10 protein-coding genes are annotated in these 17,462 nt (G+C 44.4%); 2 read left to right on the forward strand and 8 right to left on the reverse strand.

Going from position 1 to position 17,462, the window contains the following annotated elements; translation table 11 throughout:
• Positions 1-61: 61 nt before the first annotated feature.
• From KUA46_RS08760 to pepI, 3 genes are read right to left on the reverse strand one after another with little or no spacing between them, the layout of a single operon-like run.
• Positions 62-2,209 carry a DPP IV N-terminal domain-containing protein gene (locus KUA46_RS08760; RefSeq protein WP_218486912.1) on the reverse strand — a complete coding sequence of 716 codons (2,148 nt, stop codon included), beginning with the start codon at positions 2,207-2,209 and terminating at the stop codon, positions 62-64.
• A 57-nt stretch (positions 2,210-2,266) separates the two neighbouring features.
• Complete coding sequence (locus KUA46_RS08765) at positions 2,267-3,595, reverse strand: M64 family metallopeptidase (RefSeq protein WP_256625017.1); 1,329 nt, start codon at positions 3,593-3,595, stop codon at positions 2,267-2,269.
• Positions 3,596-3,649: 54 nt separating this feature from the next.
• Positions 3,650-5,422: a proline iminopeptidase gene (pepI, locus tag KUA46_RS08770; protein ID WP_301331655.1), complete on the reverse strand. Its 1,773-nt coding sequence runs from the start codon at positions 5,420-5,422 to the stop codon at positions 3,650-3,652.
• Positions 5,423-5,648: 226 nt separating this feature from the next.
• Here pepI and KUA46_RS08775 point away from each other — a divergent pair, with 226 nt between their 5' ends.
• On the forward strand, positions 5,649-6,509 hold the full coding sequence (locus KUA46_RS08775) for an Rpn family recombination-promoting nuclease/putative transposase (RefSeq protein WP_118311749.1): 861 nt from the start codon (positions 5,649-5,651) through the stop codon (positions 6,507-6,509).
• Between the two features lie 96 nt (positions 6,510-6,605).
• Here the strand turns inward: KUA46_RS08775 and KUA46_RS08780 are convergent, their stop codons facing one another.
• A complete protein-coding gene (locus KUA46_RS08780) occupies positions 6,606-9,407 on the reverse strand; it encodes an outer membrane beta-barrel family protein (RefSeq protein ID WP_218486911.1) in 2,802 nt (933 codons plus the stop codon).
• Between the two features lie 22 nt (positions 9,408-9,429).
• Complete coding sequence (locus KUA46_RS08785; RefSeq protein ID WP_218486910.1) at positions 9,430-10,782, reverse strand: DUF6055 domain-containing protein; 1,353 nt, start codon at positions 10,780-10,782, stop codon at positions 9,430-9,432.
• A 240-nt stretch (positions 10,783-11,022) separates the two neighbouring features.
• On the opposite strand from KUA46_RS08785, the gene KUA46_RS08790 reads away from it, so the two are divergent.
• A complete protein-coding gene (locus KUA46_RS08790; RefSeq protein ID WP_218486928.1) occupies positions 11,023-12,591 on the forward strand; it encodes an ATP-binding protein in 1,569 nt (522 codons plus the stop codon).
• Positions 12,592-13,055: 464 nt separating this feature from the next.
• Here KUA46_RS08790 and KUA46_RS08795 read toward each other — a convergent pair whose 3' ends face one another.
• From KUA46_RS08795 to KUA46_RS08805, 3 genes are all read right to left on the reverse strand, one after another.
• Positions 13,056-14,228 (reverse strand): glycoside hydrolase family 27 protein, encoded by a 1,173-nt coding sequence (locus KUA46_RS08795; protein ID WP_434725816.1) that lies wholly within the window; start codon positions 14,226-14,228, stop codon positions 13,056-13,058.
• 92 nt (positions 14,229-14,320) lie between these two features.
• Positions 14,321-15,691, reverse strand: a complete 1,371-nt coding sequence (locus KUA46_RS08800; protein ID WP_153092023.1) for a DUF6055 domain-containing protein — start codon at positions 15,689-15,691, stop codon at positions 14,321-14,323.
• 76 nt (positions 15,692-15,767) lie between these two features.
• On the reverse strand, positions 15,768-17,462 hold the full coding sequence (locus KUA46_RS08805; RefSeq protein WP_256625016.1) for a RagB/SusD family nutrient uptake outer membrane protein: 1,695 nt from the start codon (positions 17,460-17,462) through the stop codon (positions 15,768-15,770).

Consider the following 17,462-nt stretch of genomic DNA (forward strand, 5'->3'; position numbering starts at 1 on the left):
GGCAAAAACTTAAATAATGATTCAAGTGAGAAGTTTCACTATCAACAGATTGAAGTCTGAATTACTTGCTCTTTACATCGCTCCATTTAGGCGGTTTCACACCCAGCAGATTCTTCACGAAGAAGTCATAGCGCTTGTGCTCGCCATAGAGTTCGCCCATGGTATGATGGGCTCCAGGAATCACCACGAGTTCGAAATCCTTGTTGGCTTTCTCCAGGGCATTCACTACCTGATAGGTGCTCGATGGATCTACGTTATCATCAATCTCTCCTACTACCAGCATCAACGGGCGCTCCAGCTTGTGGGCATTCTCCACGTTGCTGCACTCCACATAGCTGGAGTCGATAGGCCAGCTCATCCATTGCTCGTTCCACCAGATTTTATCCATCCGGTTGTCGTGACAGCCGCAGGCACTATAGGCTGCCTTGTAGAAATCGCCATGCAGCAATACGGCGGTGGTACTCTCCTGTCCGCCTGCCGAACAACCGTAGATTGCCACATTATCCGCATCCATATAAGGATACTTCTTGGCTGCAGCCTTGATCCAGAGCTCACGGTCTGGGAATCCGGCATCCTTCAGATTCTTGTAGCAAACCTCCTCAAACTTCTTGCCGCGATAGGAAGTTCCCATCGCATCGAGCTGGACTACGATGAAACCGAGTTCGGCAAGCGAAGTGGTGTACCAGTTGTATGGCATGAAACTCTTCGGAGTATAGGCATCGCCCGGACCCGAATAGATATACTCGATAACCGGATATTTCTTGTTCGGATCGAAATTGGTAGGGCGCTGGATGATGCCCCACATATCGGTCTTGCCATCACGTCCCTTAGCCACAAACACCTCAGGAGCTACCCATCCGTGCTTCTTCAGCGTAGCGATATCAGCCGTCTCCAGAGTCTTGACGAGCTTACCGGTCTGCGCATCTCTGAGCACGGTAACAGGAGCGGCATCCACCTTAGAATAGGTATCCAGGAGATAACGGTAATCATAGGTATATTGGGCACTATGATTTCCCTCTTCAGGAGTGAGCGCCACCATATTCTTGCCGTCGATACCTATTTTATAATAATGCACCAGATATGGGTCCTCATTCTTGTTCACGCCACTAGCCGAGAAATAGATTTCTCCATTCTCTTCATCCACACGCTGGATGCCGCGAACAAACCAGTCGCCCTTTGTAATCTGTCGGATAACCTTCGACTTCTGCACATCGTAGAGATAGAGATGGTTCCAGTTGTCGCGCTCGCTCATCCAGAGCAGTTGCTTGCCATCCTTGATAAACTGACGCCACAGACGACCATAGTTCACGAAAGTATTGGCACGCTCCTCTACCACGGTACGAAGCTTGCCGGTTTCGGCATTCATCGCCAGCATCTGATAGAGATGATGCCCACGCTGGTTGTACTCCATCGTCACCTCCTTGCTGTCTGGCGTCCATTGCATCCATTCCAGTTCATACTGGTTTTCTATCTGATGCTTGTCAGCCTCCACCTTCTTTCCGGTAGCCACATCGATGATGACCGGATAGTGCTGTGGCAGGGCATCGCCCGGCTTAGCATACTCCTGCTTGTGGAGGATAGGCTGCAGCTGGTCGGCAGGCGAAGATTCCACGTAGTAGGCATAGCGCTTCTCTACCGGAACACGCTTGCATACGAAGATGTGCTTGCCGTCTGGACTCCATTGGATGCGGTTGCTGTAATAGCATCCGATGGTACCATCCTGGGTGAGGATTCGCTTGGCTTCGGTATAAGGTTTTCCTGCCTCATGAACCACCACGTTGTAACCTTCGATGTAGGCTTCCATCTTGCCGTCGGGCGAAAGTACCGGATAAGCCTCCTTCTCCTCATCTACCTCCATCCAATGGCGCTCATGGCGTCTTCCAAACTGAGGCTTATAGGCTGGACGAGGCTTGATGCCCAGCGCCTTCTCCAACGCTTCCTGCGAATCATAAGTCTTCATCTCATCCTTGTCGGCATCATAGGATACAAACTTCTTGCCCTGAGGAGTAGAAATCTGATAATGCAGTACGTGGGTGGAATCGCACCAAGCCGATGATCGTGCCCAATGGAACACGGAGTCGGCTGAAAACTGATGACGCAGCGCATAGGCTCTGTTGTAATCTTCTAATGTGCCCTGTGCTGAAGCTGTAGCTGCCGGCATCGCCAAAGCTGCGCTCAACAGCGAAAGAGCTAAAATCTGATTCTTCATTATGCTTGATATTTTACTTGTTAACTTCTTAAGTATTTTTCTCCAGTTAGGAAAATATTATTTCCCAGTATAGAAATCTGTGATGCGTCGGATGGCACGCTGGCAAACCGTACAGAAATCATCCACTTCGTTGATTCGCATACGGCAGACCTGCGCCGGACGGTAACATCCCCTGCTTTGGTTGCCCGCCCCCTCGAACACACCAATCTTGAAGACGGCTTCGTTGAGTTTCTTCTGCTCCTTCGCGTTTCTGATATTCTTATAATCTGGAAGTTTGGCAAGCGGCGTAGGAATTTTCACGCCCTTCGGCATCATATCTGCCCACTTGCTCTGGAAATCCTTCAGCGTGGTGAGGTTCGGCTCCCAAGGCTCGGTATCACTAGGATACATCGGGTCGTACTCATCGGTACTGTACTCATCGCCCAAGCCCGCATAGCCATGACCGAACTCATGTACCAGCACCTTCTTGAACGTAGGATGATCAGAGGTAGAAAGCGTTACCTGGTTATAGATGCCGCCGCCACCATACGTAGGAGAATTCACCAATACGATGATCTGCTCGAAAGGCACATTACTCAAGGAATCATAGATGCGATGAATCTTGCTCGTGGTGAGATAACGGTTCGAATAAAAAGTATCGTAATGAGAGCAAGCCATCGTGTTCTTCCATTTCCCTTCGTGCGGAATACTTGGTCCCTCATCGAGCGATGGAGCCGCAACAGCCACCACGTTGAATCTCGACTTGAGCGAAGCGAAAGGTTCGCGCTCGAAGATGGCATCGGCTGCCCGCTGCGCATCCTGATAGAATTTATCCATCTGGTCCTGGCGATAACCCTCGGCGATGATGGCGAGGTCAACACAGTCGGCAGCATCTCCGCTCTTCACGATGTAGCGGTAAGGGATACCATTCTCGCCCAATGGTCGGATGAGGATATCCTGTGGATTGATGGTATGGCGCAGTTCAGCCGTCACCTTCTGATGCGTATCGCTCAGGGTAATGCTAACATCCACCGGCTTCTTTGGGAAAGGCACGAGGAAACTGCTCTCGAATGATTTCTGCAGATGCTTCGCCTCCAGGGTAAGCTGCCACTCCTGGAAGAGTGTAGAGAAAGTGTTTATATAGAGCACCTTGTTGGTACCATGTTCATACACGGTCACCTGTCCGTTTCCGTTCAGGAATTTCTCATCCAGTCTTGTCTTTCTGCCCGCCCATGTAGGGTTGCTGTAAGCCTGTTCGAAATAGATAGCCTGGTTCACGCTATCTCCCGCCACGATATAATCCAGTCGCAACGTCTTGTCCTCAAAGTTATCTTCAAACTTCTGTGCCTGCATCGGCAAAGCCATCATCAGGGCGAGAGATGCAGTCAATAATCCTTTATTCTTCATATTATATTTTTACAAAATTCCATTATAAAAAGAGATGCGCCATTACGTAAGCCTTTACAAATGTGTCATCAACCATTCTGCCAAAACCTTGCAGTAATGATCATGGTCTTCTACGAAAGGCATGTGGCGGCTTCCCACGAAGAGTTCCCATTTACTGTTAGGCAAAGCATCATGCATGGCTTTGGCGATGGCAGGAGTACAAAGATCATCACTACCACTAATTACCAAGGTAGGGATGTCGATGCTCTTCATCTTCTCCAAATACTCAAAATCCTTCAAGTCGCCAGTAGCATTTAGCTCATTAGGTCCCCAACCATAAATATACGACAAGGTACCAGCCTTTTTCTCTCTTCTCAGGCATTCAGGCGAGTCGGCAGTAACAGGTGCAGCACAATGTTGCTCCATATAGTGAGCAATTGCACTTTTGTATGCCTTACTGTCAAAATCCCCCGTAGCCTCAGCCTTGGCTATGGCTTTTTGCTCTTTTTCCGGTAAGTATTTTACCAAGCGATGTTGCTCCTTTACCCACATCGAAGCCGATGGATTGGTACTGGAGAGAATGAGTGAGCGAATCCCATCGGGATGACGTTCATAGACGTACGCCAAAGCCAACATACCTCCCCACGACTGTCCCAAGAGATGTATTTGGTCAAGATGTAAGTATTTACGGAGCGCATCTAGCTCATCCACCCACGTCTCAGTCTTCCAAAGTTCCGGATGACCTTCTACATACGATTTTCCACAGCCCAACTGGTCGTACATAATGACCTGATGGCCAGTCTCGGCAATTTGATCCAGCACCTCGAAATAGTTGTGGGTACTGCCTGGTCCACCATGCAGCAAGATGATAGGTGCCTTACCTTCCTGGCGTTCGCCCACAATTCGATAATAAACCTGATGTCCTCGGAAAGGCATGTATCCCTCCTCTACTTTCTGCTTTTGCCTGGTGAATGCAAAGTTCTTGGCACGCAACAAGTCTGTATAATCGCAAGTATAAATGTTTTGCTTCTTGTGCTTGCTTATCTGTAATTGAGTAGCAGGGAAATACTGTGCCAACAGATGATACATATCAGGATCCATCGCCTGCAATTCCTCACGGGTGTTAATCCAGTTATGCTTGCCGTCAGCACGTTGTACCTCTGCATTTACATTAAACCAGTCTTGTACAGCCTCGGCAAAATATTCCATCCCATTGTCCAATCGATAAGTATTGGCATAAATGCCACGAGCTTTCGCCTTGTCAAGAAGCGAGTCTAGCTTTTCATTGATGGTAGGATCCACCTGATAGATACCTATCAAATGAATGGAATGTGCAAACTCATGGATGAGGATATCCTCGGCATGATACTTATCTATTTGGTAAGCAAGGATGTTCTCTTCCGCACAGGTTGTGACAGGTACTTCCATCGTACCTTCCATTCCTCGAGCCCGCACATCCATATTCACCGTAGTGTCATTGATCATGAAATGATGTTCTGGGATGTCGGTCTCGCCCTCATATCTAGCCATAATAGCCACACGAGTTCCATGCTTTTTCATCGCTTCCAACACCTCTGGTTTTAACATACTCGTCATAGCATAGAGTGTATGATGCGCAGCCACTATACATGAGTCTGGCACTCGCCATGACGTTACGATCGGAATGCCATTCACATCCACGTATTTCTTATAAAATTTATCTAAATGCATAGATTTGGGTGGTGCCGTTATCTTGCATTCCGGGATGCGTAGCTCTGCATCCCCCGCATACTCTTTGAGTTGTTGTGCCTGCATCGGCATCGCCATCATCAAGGCGAGAGATGTCGATAATAAAGTCTTATTCTTCATTTCGATTGTCATTTTTATGTTATTTATATTTCGCCACAAAAGTACTGATAATCTAGCTAAAACGGTCGCAATATCGTCTAAAATGATACAAATATCGTATTTTCCCAAAGAACATCTTAAAGATTCGTCAAAAATCACATCAGAATGATAGATTTGTGCAAAAAAACTTGGGAGATATTATAAAAAGTCGTATCTTTGCCAAAAGAATCTATAAAAAGAACAGATTATGAGATTATCAGAAGAACGATATATCAGCTTACTTACCGACTTTGGTTTCAAACGTATCTTTGGAACAAAGCCAAATAAAGACTTGCTCATCAACTTTCTAAATTCACTTTTTGATGGAGAGCAAGTCATTAAGGATGTCCGCTACCTCAATAGCGAGCACGTTGGTGATGTTTTCGCTGAGCGCAAAGCTATCTTTGACGTGTATTGTGAAAATGAGAAAGGAGAAAAGTTCATTGTTGAGATGCAGAACGCTTTTCAGAAATATTTCAAAGACCGTTCTCTCTTCTACTCTACATTTCCTATCAGAGAGCAAGCACCAAAAGGACAGGATTGGAATTTCAAGCTAGCCCATGTTTACACGGTAGCGTTGCTCAATTTTGATTTTAAGGAAGAAGCTTTCGACCAAAAAGAAATCAACCACGATGTTGGCCTGCTAGACAAAAAGACATTCAAGGTCTTTAACGACAAGCTTTCTTTCAAGTATATTGAGATTGCAAAGTTCAACAAAAGCGAGACAGAGCTAGAAACGCTGTATGACAAATGGCTCTATGTACTCAAGAATTTACCCAAGCTTGACAAACGACCGAAAGCTTTAAAAGAAAGAATTTTCACGAAGTTGTTTGAAGAAGCAGAAATCGCAAAATTCAGTCAACAAGAGCTACGAGAATATGAAGACAGCCTCAAGGCTTACCGAGATATAAAAAATTCGATCGATACAGCGAAGGAAGAAGGCAGAGAAGAAGGTATTGCCAAAGAAAAGTTGGCCACCGCAAAGCGTCTTCTCGGCATGGGGCTCACACAAGAGCAAGTTGCCCAAGGAGCAGGACTTTCAATAGAAGATATAGAGAGACTTATTTAAACAACAATAATACAGAAAACCATCCGATAGCATTAGTTATATCGGATGGTTTTCTGTATTATTATCAAACCTCATAATTAAAAGCATAAAAGATGCCTATTCCGCATTTTTTGCCTTCTTATGAAGCTTGAACGCCAACGAGAACATCACGTAACGAGGGATGGTATTATACCAAGTTTCGGTTCTGCCCTGAGCATTGACGGTATAAACCTTGTTGGTCAACTGGTGCAACAAGTCGTAAGCTTGAAGCTTGGCTGTAACATTTCCCTTGCAGAAGGTACGGGTCAACATGGCATTCCATACCAAATCGTCGGTGTTCATCTCGTTACTGTTATAACCTTTTCGGGTAAACATGGTGAGGTCTGTCTGAATACCCACTTTCATCCAAGGGATGGTATATTGCAGTTCCGTGCCATATTGGAAATCACAGGCTTTGATGTCTTCAAAAATTTCCAGATTACTACAACTGTACTTTCCCTCATACTTTCCCTTCACCTTCCATAGGAAATCCTTGAGCTGATAGGTCAGGCTTGCGCCTACTGATGGACTCCAAGTATTCACCTTACTCAGTTCTGCCCCCTTGTTATCGTAGTCGATGTCGAAATCTACGCTGCTCACATAACCCAGTTTTGCATCTGCCGAGAAACGGAAGCGATGCTGCTTGTCTATGGAACGTGAAAAACCTGCAGCCAATTTGGCATCCCAGTTTCCGTTCACGTTGTCATTCCTATAGGTAAAAGCACCCGTCTTTGTATTATAAGAGGTGCGCGTACCCCATGAGTTCCTCACCAAATTAGCCTCCATATCCACCCATCTGCTCAAGTCGGTAGAATCAGAACTCCAACTCATATAAACTCCCAGATGATGGCGAATCAGCATCTTAAGATCTGGATTATTGATACGAACAGCCAGAGGATTGGTATCATCGCCGTATGGCATCAGATCGGCAAAGTCTGGCTGTTTCATACTGAGACTATAATCTATCTGCTTAGAATTCCTGCCCCAGTTCGTATAAAAAAGCTGGGGCTGAAAAAGAAACTTTCTCCTCTTCGCCACCGTGTCCATATCCAGTCTCATATAGTGATACTGTTCTTGTTGCCACTCTAGAGGCAAGACAATTTGCAAGAAACCTTCATCACCTTGTCTGATTACCTGGAGTTCACTTTTACAACCTTTTTTCCACAAGTCTGAACTATAGGTATTGTCTGCATCCTGCGCCTTCATCCATTGGTCGGTAGTAGAAGGCAATATGCCTAACTCATCAAATCCCCCCTCATCCAAACGATCCAGACGATAGTTGGAATGATGGCGATTCTCATACTGCTGTATGAATGATACTGGGATATTGATACTCCAACCATAAGATAAGCTCAGATTATATCCCACTCCAAAGCTATAATCATAGGAATGCTTGTGCTGGTCGCTATAGAGATTACGAACATCCTTAGCACCTTCGACAGCATAATTCATTTTATTGAGCGAATAGGTATCATTTGGCTTATTATGAGAAACGTTTATGCGTGAAGTAAAAATAATAGCATCACCCCACGAAAAGCGTTTTTCAAGGTAAAGCCTCGTACCCGCATAAAGATAATCTGCCTTAACGAGACCTTGATTCAAACTTTCATTAATCAGCTGGTCACGATAAGTAGAAGTTCCTGCCGAAGACAGGGTCTTGGCATGGTCATAGCTCACATAGGAACTAGTATAGAGCGCAAACTTATCTGTAAAATGCTGGAATTCATCTTCCAGTCGCCAGCTGAAGTATTTATTCTTTTCCTTGGTAAACCCTTGCTTTAAGATATTGCCATCTTTGGCAAATACCTCTCCCTGACTTTCACTCTCTATCTTCTCTTCATTCCATTTTACTGTCGTTTGGAAATCGTTGTCGATGGTTTTCTCCTTATTACCGGAACGGACAGAAAGTCCTACCTCACGATTGGTCTTCACACCTTGCGAGAAACGAGAAGGAAGCCAATCGCCATTTTTCCTTGGAGCACCATCCTCATTCAGATTGTTGGCATTGGCATAGAGCATCGCATCATGCTTTTCTCCCATCAATAGTCCGAAAGTACGTGCCAACCAACGGTCTTGGGTTCCACCACCAGCTTCCACGGTAGCTAATGCATTCTGTATATAATCACGTTTCAGGCTCAGATCCATCACATAATCCCTGCCCTCACCTTTACTTATCTGCTCTGCCAAAGTGCGTTTCTTGTTAAACACTTTGATATCCTTCACCGTATAATAAGGCAGGTTTTCAAGCATCACTTGATTATTGCCATTGAAGAGTTTCTTGCCATTCAAGGTAAGAAAATCCACTTTCTTGCCATTCACAAAAATCTCTCCCCCTTCCTTGAGTTCTACACCTGGCAACTGCTTAATGAGAGCATCCAGCATGGACCCTTCAGGCAAGGCAAAGGCTGTCGCATCATATACAATCGTATCGCCACGATGCACCACCTGAATCTTGGTGGCTTTAACAACCACCTCATCCAGCTGCGCCTCGTAGTTTTGATTATCTCTCTTCATCAATATCTTAGGCAAGGCATTCTCATATTTTCTGCCTTTCGGCTCGAAAGTATAGTTGATGAATGTATCGAAATAACCTGGATAAGTTGCTTTGAGGATATAATCACGGCGAATCTTCTCCACGGGGAACTTAAAGAAACTATCTTTATTATACACTTCTGCCGACAAGGTATCTACAATAGTAGAATCCTTCAACATCAGAAATACCTTTGCACTCAATGGCATACGAGTGAATGAGTCGTAAGTTTCACCAAACAAGGTATAAAGTTTCTTGACTTTTGTTACCTCCCGGCTACCAGACTTTTCCTGTGCCTGCACAGAAAAACAAGAAAGCAACAACAAGAGGCTTATCATTAGTTGTTTCATAAACGGAAATTTTAAGTTGTTCTTACTTCACTCTTACCTCATAAGGGAAACGGCGGGAAGATGGATCGAGCGAATGATTCGAAGGAGCTCCCATCACCACGAGATAGAGCGCCTTGAGAAGCTGGGACTTTGGAGCCTGAAACGAAACCTTTCCATTCATCGCATCACCCATCTGACCATAGATGCATTCATCAGTATCGGCGGTTACTCCCACCAATCCATAACGATAACCGATGGTGCGTGCCATCTTGTCCTTGGAAGCCTTGAACGCCTTACCCTCAGCATCGAGTGCTCTGAAATCTACAGTAACCTTCTTGCCTGCCTTCGGGATTTCCAGTTTGATGGCATTGAAACCATAGTTCTCTGGAACCGAAGCTGTATCCGGACGGAGATAACCATTCTTCTGCTTCAGCATCCTGGTATCAAAGGTGCAAGCATAAGGACGGGTCTCCTTACGCGCATAACCGAAATCGAAGTTCACGAGATGACGATAGCAGTCGAACATTTCATCATTAAACTGCTTCTGACTCATCTTATATTTCCGCTTGTAGGTAACAACCGGGTCCTCTCCTACTTTTCCTTCCCGATAGAGCTGGGCGATGCTTTCCAATCCATGCATCTCAGCCCACCATTCTATCACGTATGGCGAATGATAGATGTTGTCCAGATGCAGATACCCCTTATGGGTAAGCTGTCTGAAGGCATCAAAATGATACTTCTCATCCGTCAGCCAGTCAGGATTCACTCTCCAGAGCATCCATTGGGATGTCATCTCGAAGAAGCCGCTTCCTCCCCAGGCTTCGCCCGTTTTGTCTGCCATGATCTGAAGCTGGAAACTGTGTCCCAACTCGTGAGCCAGACAGTTGAGTTTTTGATCTTGAATACGGTTAGGTGTTACCCAGAGCGCTCCGATAAAGTCATCGTAAGTTCCGCCATAAGCAGTTCCTTCCAGCGAATAGTTTACCATCACCATCATCTTATACTGGTCGCAGATACTTCCCGGCAGAGAAAACTTCAGGGTATCGCGGAAGAAACGGTAGAACCGTTCTACCTGAGTCTGCAGATTACCCAGATCGAATTTCATCGAATGCCCTTTGAGCGTAGGAGGATTCTGAGGATTATCCCCAAACGGCTTTTCCCAGAAATACACGATATTCTGGGTCTGTGCACTATGTCGCCAGCACCATCTCTCATCATCCTTGTTGAAATCATAGGGTTTCAGAGAGTCCGGTACGAAGATGAGTTTCTGTGGTGCAGAAACAGGATTTACGGGTCTGGTGGCAGGAGCCTCAGATGGGTCCTGCTGCGCCAGGGCTGCAGTAGCCCAAGGCAAGGTTGCCGCTGTGAGTATCAGCGATAAGAAGATTCGTTTCATTTCGGTTATGATTTTTGCGTTATTTATTACTTTCGTTATTGATATTTCGCCACAAAAGTACTGATAATCTAGCAAAAACGCTCGCAATATCGTCTAAAATGATAGAAATATCGTATTTTTCCAAAGAACATCTTAGAGATTTGTCAAAAACTATATCAGAATAATAGATTTATGCCAAAAAACTTGGGGGATATTATAAAAAGTCGTATCTTTGCCAAAAGAATTCCATAAAAAGAAATGATGACAATTATGAAATATCCTATAGGAATACAGACATTTGAAAAAATAATTGAGGAAGGTTTCTCTTATGTTGACAAGACAGACCTTGTATATCAATTGGTGCATTATGCACAAAATCTGTTTCTGAGTCGTCCTCGACGATTTGGAAAGTCTCTCCTTGTATCTACCCTTCAGGCATATTTTGAGGGTAAGAAGGAACTATTCGAAGGACTTGCCATCGAGAAACTGGAAAACGAATGGGAAACTTATCCTGTAATCCATATCGACTTGAGCAGTGGCAAGTATTATCAGCTACAGAACCTACATACAACACTTCATCGCATATTGTCTGAATATGAACGTTTGTACCACATCGCTACCCCTACTGTCAATCCAGATGTTTACAGTTCTCGATTAACCAACATCATATCGGCTGCTCGTCAACAGACTGGCAAGAAGGTGGTGGTGCTCATTGATGAATACGACTGCCCGATGCACGACTCCGTGAAAGATGAAAACTTGCAGAATCAGATACGCGACATCATGCGAGATTTTTTCAGCCCTCTCAAACAACAAGACGCCAACTTGCGTTTTGTCTTCATCACAGGTATTTCGAAGTTCAGCCAATTGAGCATTTTCAGCGAGCTGAACAACCTCAAGATTATCACGATGAAGAATGAGTATGCCTCCGTTTGTGGTTTCACAGAAGAAGAACTCTTGACCAACTATCAGGAAGACATCCAAGAATTGGCAGACGAGAACGAATTAACTTACGACGAAGCGCTGGCAGAGTTGCGCTATCATTACGACGGTTATCATTTTTCTGCAAAGTCACCTGGGATCTACAACCCATTCAGCATCATCAATGCATTGGATGACAAAGAATTTAACAGCTATTGGTTTACATCGGGTACCCCAACATTTCTGGTTGAGCTTTTGCAAAAAAAAGGATACGATATGCTTCAGCTAGATGATATTTGGACATCCGACAAACGCTTTGACGCTCCTACAGAAAAGATTTCAGACCCAGTGCCTGTCTTGTACCAAAGTGGCTATCTTACTATCAAGGAGTACGACAAGAGAAGCAAGCAATACCGTCTTGGATTTCCTAACGAAGAGGTTCGACAAGGATTCTCCACAAGTCTTTTCCGTTATTATTCACCAGATGGAATGGGCAACTACGATGCTTTGTGTAGAGCCTACTACGACTGCTTGGTTCGTGATGGAGACATGTCGGCATTCCTGCCTCATCTAAAGACTTTCTACGATAAGTTCCCTTATACATTGATCAACAACAATGAGCGCCATTACCAAGCGGTGTTGTACACCATATTTGCCATGCTAGGAGTGGATGTTACCCCAGAACAGCCTACTTCTGACGGCAGAATCGATATGGTACTGAAAACCACCGACAGTATCTATGTCTTTGAACTGAAATATAAAAAGGATGCCGCTACGGCATTGGCTCAAATCGAGGACAAGAAATATGCCTCGGCCTTTGCTGATGACAAGCGCAAGAAAGTGTTGGTCGGCATCAACTTCTCGGAAGACAACAGGACAATAGACGAATGGGAAATCAACACCCTATAGACAAGCCATCGCCAGATAGCACACTTGTTTAAACAATAATAATACAGAAAACCATCTGATAGCATTAGTTCTATCAGATGGTTTTCTTTTTAATACAAAACCTCAATATCGTATTCCTTTATCATTATGATGAAAGAATGCTTTCTTTAGTATTCTTAAAAGGCTAAAACACATAGCTGATATGATGAGAGAAGACCAATCTATCACCTTAAAGAATTAGATGTATGTGATTGCTGCCATATGCCAGCAACCGCACAAATCAAGATATTCAAACCAAATAAACGTGGATGTATGACTGTTTAAGTTATGAGTTATAGGGTATTAAGATAACACACCTTACGCTTCGGATATGTACGTATAAAACAGGAGAAACGAGAGCGTTATCAATATAAGGGAAGAAACAAAAAAGTTCCGTTGCATTCTGCAAAACAACAGTTTTACGTCAGCAACGGAACTAACTATATTTATTTAGCTTTCTTCGAAAGTCTCACCATCAATACACCATGAGCAGGAATAGTTGTCTTGGTATTCTGAGCAGTAGTACCAATATCCTTATGTTTCCAAAGATCCCTGATAACATATTCATTGGCATGAATGTTCACCTCGTTGGCAAAATAGATAGTCTGGGCTCTCCAGTTATAGTCCAGCTTCCAAGGGAAATCGGTACGGTTCAGGAAGCAGACTGCCAGTTCGCCATTGCTCAGAGGCTTTGCCCAGATTTCCTTCTCTCCCATATCCATGAATCGGCGTCCCTGCTCGCCCATAGGGTCCTGGTCAACGGCAATCACTTCCTTGTTAGTCAGTATCTCATGGGTATCCTTATCCATCTTGGTCAAGTCGTTGCCGGCCATCAGCGGAGCTGCCAGCATACACCACATAGAGAAATGAGTAATATACTCATCCTTGGTCATACCGCCATTACCCACTTCCAGCATCTCGGCATCATTCCAATGACCCGGTCCAGCATACGGATAAAGATCAGCCATCTTGTCGATGACGTTGAGTACACCTACACCACCCCAGTCGAAGAGACATTGGAAGCAATCTCTGATATCGGCAGTAACGCGCCACAGATGTCCGATACCCTTACCCCATTTCCAAGGTTCATGCTCGCCCCATTCGCAAATACTGAGAATGATAGGTCTACCAGACTCCTTGATTGCATCGCTCATAGTAGCATAAGCAGCCTGCGCATTCTGTCCCTCATCAGAGCACCAGTCATACTTCAAGTAATCTACACCCCATTTGGCATACATCAAGGCGTCCTGAAACTGATGACCACGGCTGCCAGGGCGACCTTGACAGGTGTAGCTTCCAGCACAGGAATAAAGACCGAACTTCAAGCCCTTGCTATGAATATAATCAGCCAGGTATTTCATTCCGTGAGGAAAGCGGTCGGGATCTGCCTGAATGAAGCCAAGCGAGTCGCGTTCTACCTGCCAGCAGTCATCAATAACAACATACTGGTATCCCGCATCCTTCATACCAGACTCTACCATCTTATCCGCCATATCCATAATCAGCTTTTCGCTGACATTACAACCAAACTTATTCCAGGAGTTCCATCCCATAGGAGGAGTTTGAGCCTGAGCCAGATAAGCAGAATCAGAAACTACCTTTGGCTTACCAAAGAACATCTGACCATTTGCCGGCTGCGCCATAGCAATCGCTAATGACGCAGCCAATAAATACTGAAACTTCAAAATAATAAAAATTAAAAAAGTTATACCTAAATCAACTTTGTACCATTAAACTTCACTTGATAAGGCCATTGTGCCAATGGCAACTGAGCCAAACTCCAGTGTCCATCCTTTGGACCAGCAGTAACTACAAGCCACAAATGAGCCAATTGCTCGTTTTTAGGCAACTCAAATGAAACAGAAGCATTACGATTGTCAAAGTCTGCTGTTCCAACTTCACCATAGACAGACTTACCCGACTCTGTTACACCAACAAAGCCAAAACGGTAACTACCACACCACCACCAATCACAAGTGTAATTAGGATCACCCATGATATTGTTGAAATTCACAGATACTGTTGAACCAGTGGTTGGAACTTCCAACTTCAAAGCATTAAAACCATAGTTTTCTGGACAGTGGCTTGGATCTACCTGTAACCAACCATCACCTATCTCATTCATATACTCTTTAGCACTTGGAAAAGAGTTAGCATACTTACGAGTTACATCACGCACACGGTCATAATCAAAGTTTACCAAGCGAGCATAACAATCATACATCTCATCAAGGAACTGCTGTTGAGATGTTCCTGTCACATTCTGGTATACCGCAACTGGATCCTGGTACTCTTGAGCAGCCTTCCAAAGCTTCGCCATAATATCTTTTCCATGCTTCTGACTCCAATACTCTAATACATATGGAGAATGATAGATATTATCGCCATGCAAGAAAGCTTTGTGAGTCAATCCCTTGAAAGCATCCCAATGGTAAGTTTCATCATCTATCCAGTTTGGATTAATCTGCCAAAGCATCCATTGTGAAGTCATCTCATAGATACCACCAAACGTACTATCAAATCCATGTGCTCCATCAGCCTGCAATTGCAACTGGAAGCTATGTCCTAACTCATGGGCAACTGTATTGAGTTTTGGATCTTTCAGTCGATTAGGAGCTGCCCAAAAAGCTCCAATGGTATTATCATAAGTACCACCATACGCAGTGCCATCCAAAGAATACTGAAGCATCACCATCATGCGATACTTGTCAGCCTTAGAACCTTCTGTATGGAAGCCAAGGTCATCACGATAGAACTTATAAAATTTCTCCAACTGAGTTTTGAGATTTTCCAAGTCTACACTCATATCAGTACCTTCCAAAGAAGGTGGAGATGCTAAGTCCTTACCAAATCCGCTCTCCCAAAAAATGGCGAGATTTTCAGTATAAGCGGCACGATTATAACAATACTGGAAGGTATCATTACGCCAATCCTGACCAGAGAATTCTCTTGGACGATACAATGATTTGCCATCAGGGATAGGATAAGTTACTGTATAAGGGTCGTGCTCGGTATAATCAGTACATGAAGCCATGCCCAAGAGCAAAGCCAAAGCCCCAAATATATATTTATTTTTTCTCATAAGTATTCGTTTTAATATATTGTTTTTATCGGGAAGGTTCTTTGGCTAACCACAGGAACCTTCCCTTTTTATCTCTTTACTCATAAGGAGCTCCATCTATCAAATTAGAGCGACGTAACTCATAACGAGGAACAGGCATCCAATAATGTGCCCCAGCAGGAGCCTCACCATTAAATATACGATTGGCTACAACATTACCAGTCTGATACTCCTTGTGTCCATCTTTATATTTGTAAATGATTACTCCCGTAACAGGCTTACTATAGCACTCTTCCATCTTCTTCCAACGGCGAAGATCAAACCAATGCTGACCTTCAAATACGAGTTCTATCTGGCGCTCGTAATAATAAGCATCCCAAGCTTGCTCTGTATTTGCAGCAGTGGCAGCAGGAAGAAGGGCACGTGTACGCACCTTATTGATATAAGTCATCGCCTCATCGATATTGCCCAACTGGATTTCGCACTCCGCATAGTTGAGATAAATCTCAGCCAAACGAATGAAGAACCAAGGCGTAACATGCTGGGTTGTACCGTAGTTGTCGTATGAAGGATCCAAGAATTTACGCATAGAATAACCAGTATTGCTGGCATTCCACCACGATTCACCCTGATTACTATCCTTACCAGTTACAACACCATCCTCAGCCGGAATGAAGGTTTCCACTTCACGGGCAGAGTTGCCATATCCCCATTTATCACCATCCAAGATAAATGCTGCATTGAAACGGATTTCACGACCACCCCATGGATAAGAGGTATAACGGTCTTGCAGAACAGGCTTGGTACCATCAGCCATTTGGAACTTATCTACTATTTCCTGGCTTGGGTCAAAGTTTCCCCAACCTTCAAAACCATTTCCACTGCCACAAGGAGCTTGGAAAATATAAGAATTATTCTCTCCTGCACCATATTTAGGATCATAGAGTTTCTCGAAGATAACCTCAGGGTTTGTTGGATCCAGGAACAAGGCACCATAATCCTCACTGTTACTTACCGATTTAAGAGAGTATACGCCCAAATCCATGACTGCCTTAGCTGCATCAGCTGCAGCTTTCCATTTTTCACGTGAAGGAGTACCGAAGAGAGGACTTGCCTTATAGAGCAGAATTCTTGACTTCAAAGCCAAGGCTGCTCCCTTGGTAGCACGTCCCAACTCTGAATCATCATATTTTACGGGTAAGAGAGTGGCAGCCTCATCCAAATCCTTACAGATGAAATCTGCAACCTCATCCAATCCTGCACGTTTCAACTCAAATTTGTCATTGAGTTGGAAAGTCTTGTCAACCAATGGTACACGACCATAGAGGCTATAGAGCAAATGATAGTTCCAAGCACGAAGGAAGAGTGCCTGTCCTTTCTGGCAATTGCGCTCCGCCTCATCACCAGGCACATTATCAATTTTCTCCAACATAAGGTTCAAACTCTTAATATAGCCATAAATTGTGCCCCAAGCATCACCATTGGTCTTATCCCAACCAAAACTATAGGTGTCACAGTTAAGAAGACCTGCGGTCACCGTCTCAGAACCATAAAGGTGCTTTTGGTACACTTCTTCTGTATAATTTGAATAACGAGTACCCTTCATGTTTTCTGCCTCAAGATTGGCATACTGAGCATTCAGATAAATCTTTGACAGAGCCAAATCCCCCCACACAGCATCGTCGGAGTAGCTATTGAGCGGGCTCTGATCAAGTAAGCCGTCGTCACAACTAGTCGTGAGCGAAAGCGTCATTGCTGCGAAAGCAATCGACATAATATATTTTGTTCTCAT

Origin of the sequence: Segatella copri, assembly GCF_019249765.2 — a bacterium.
Lineage (GTDB): Bacteria > Bacteroidota > Bacteroidia > Bacteroidales > Bacteroidaceae > Prevotella > Prevotella copri_K.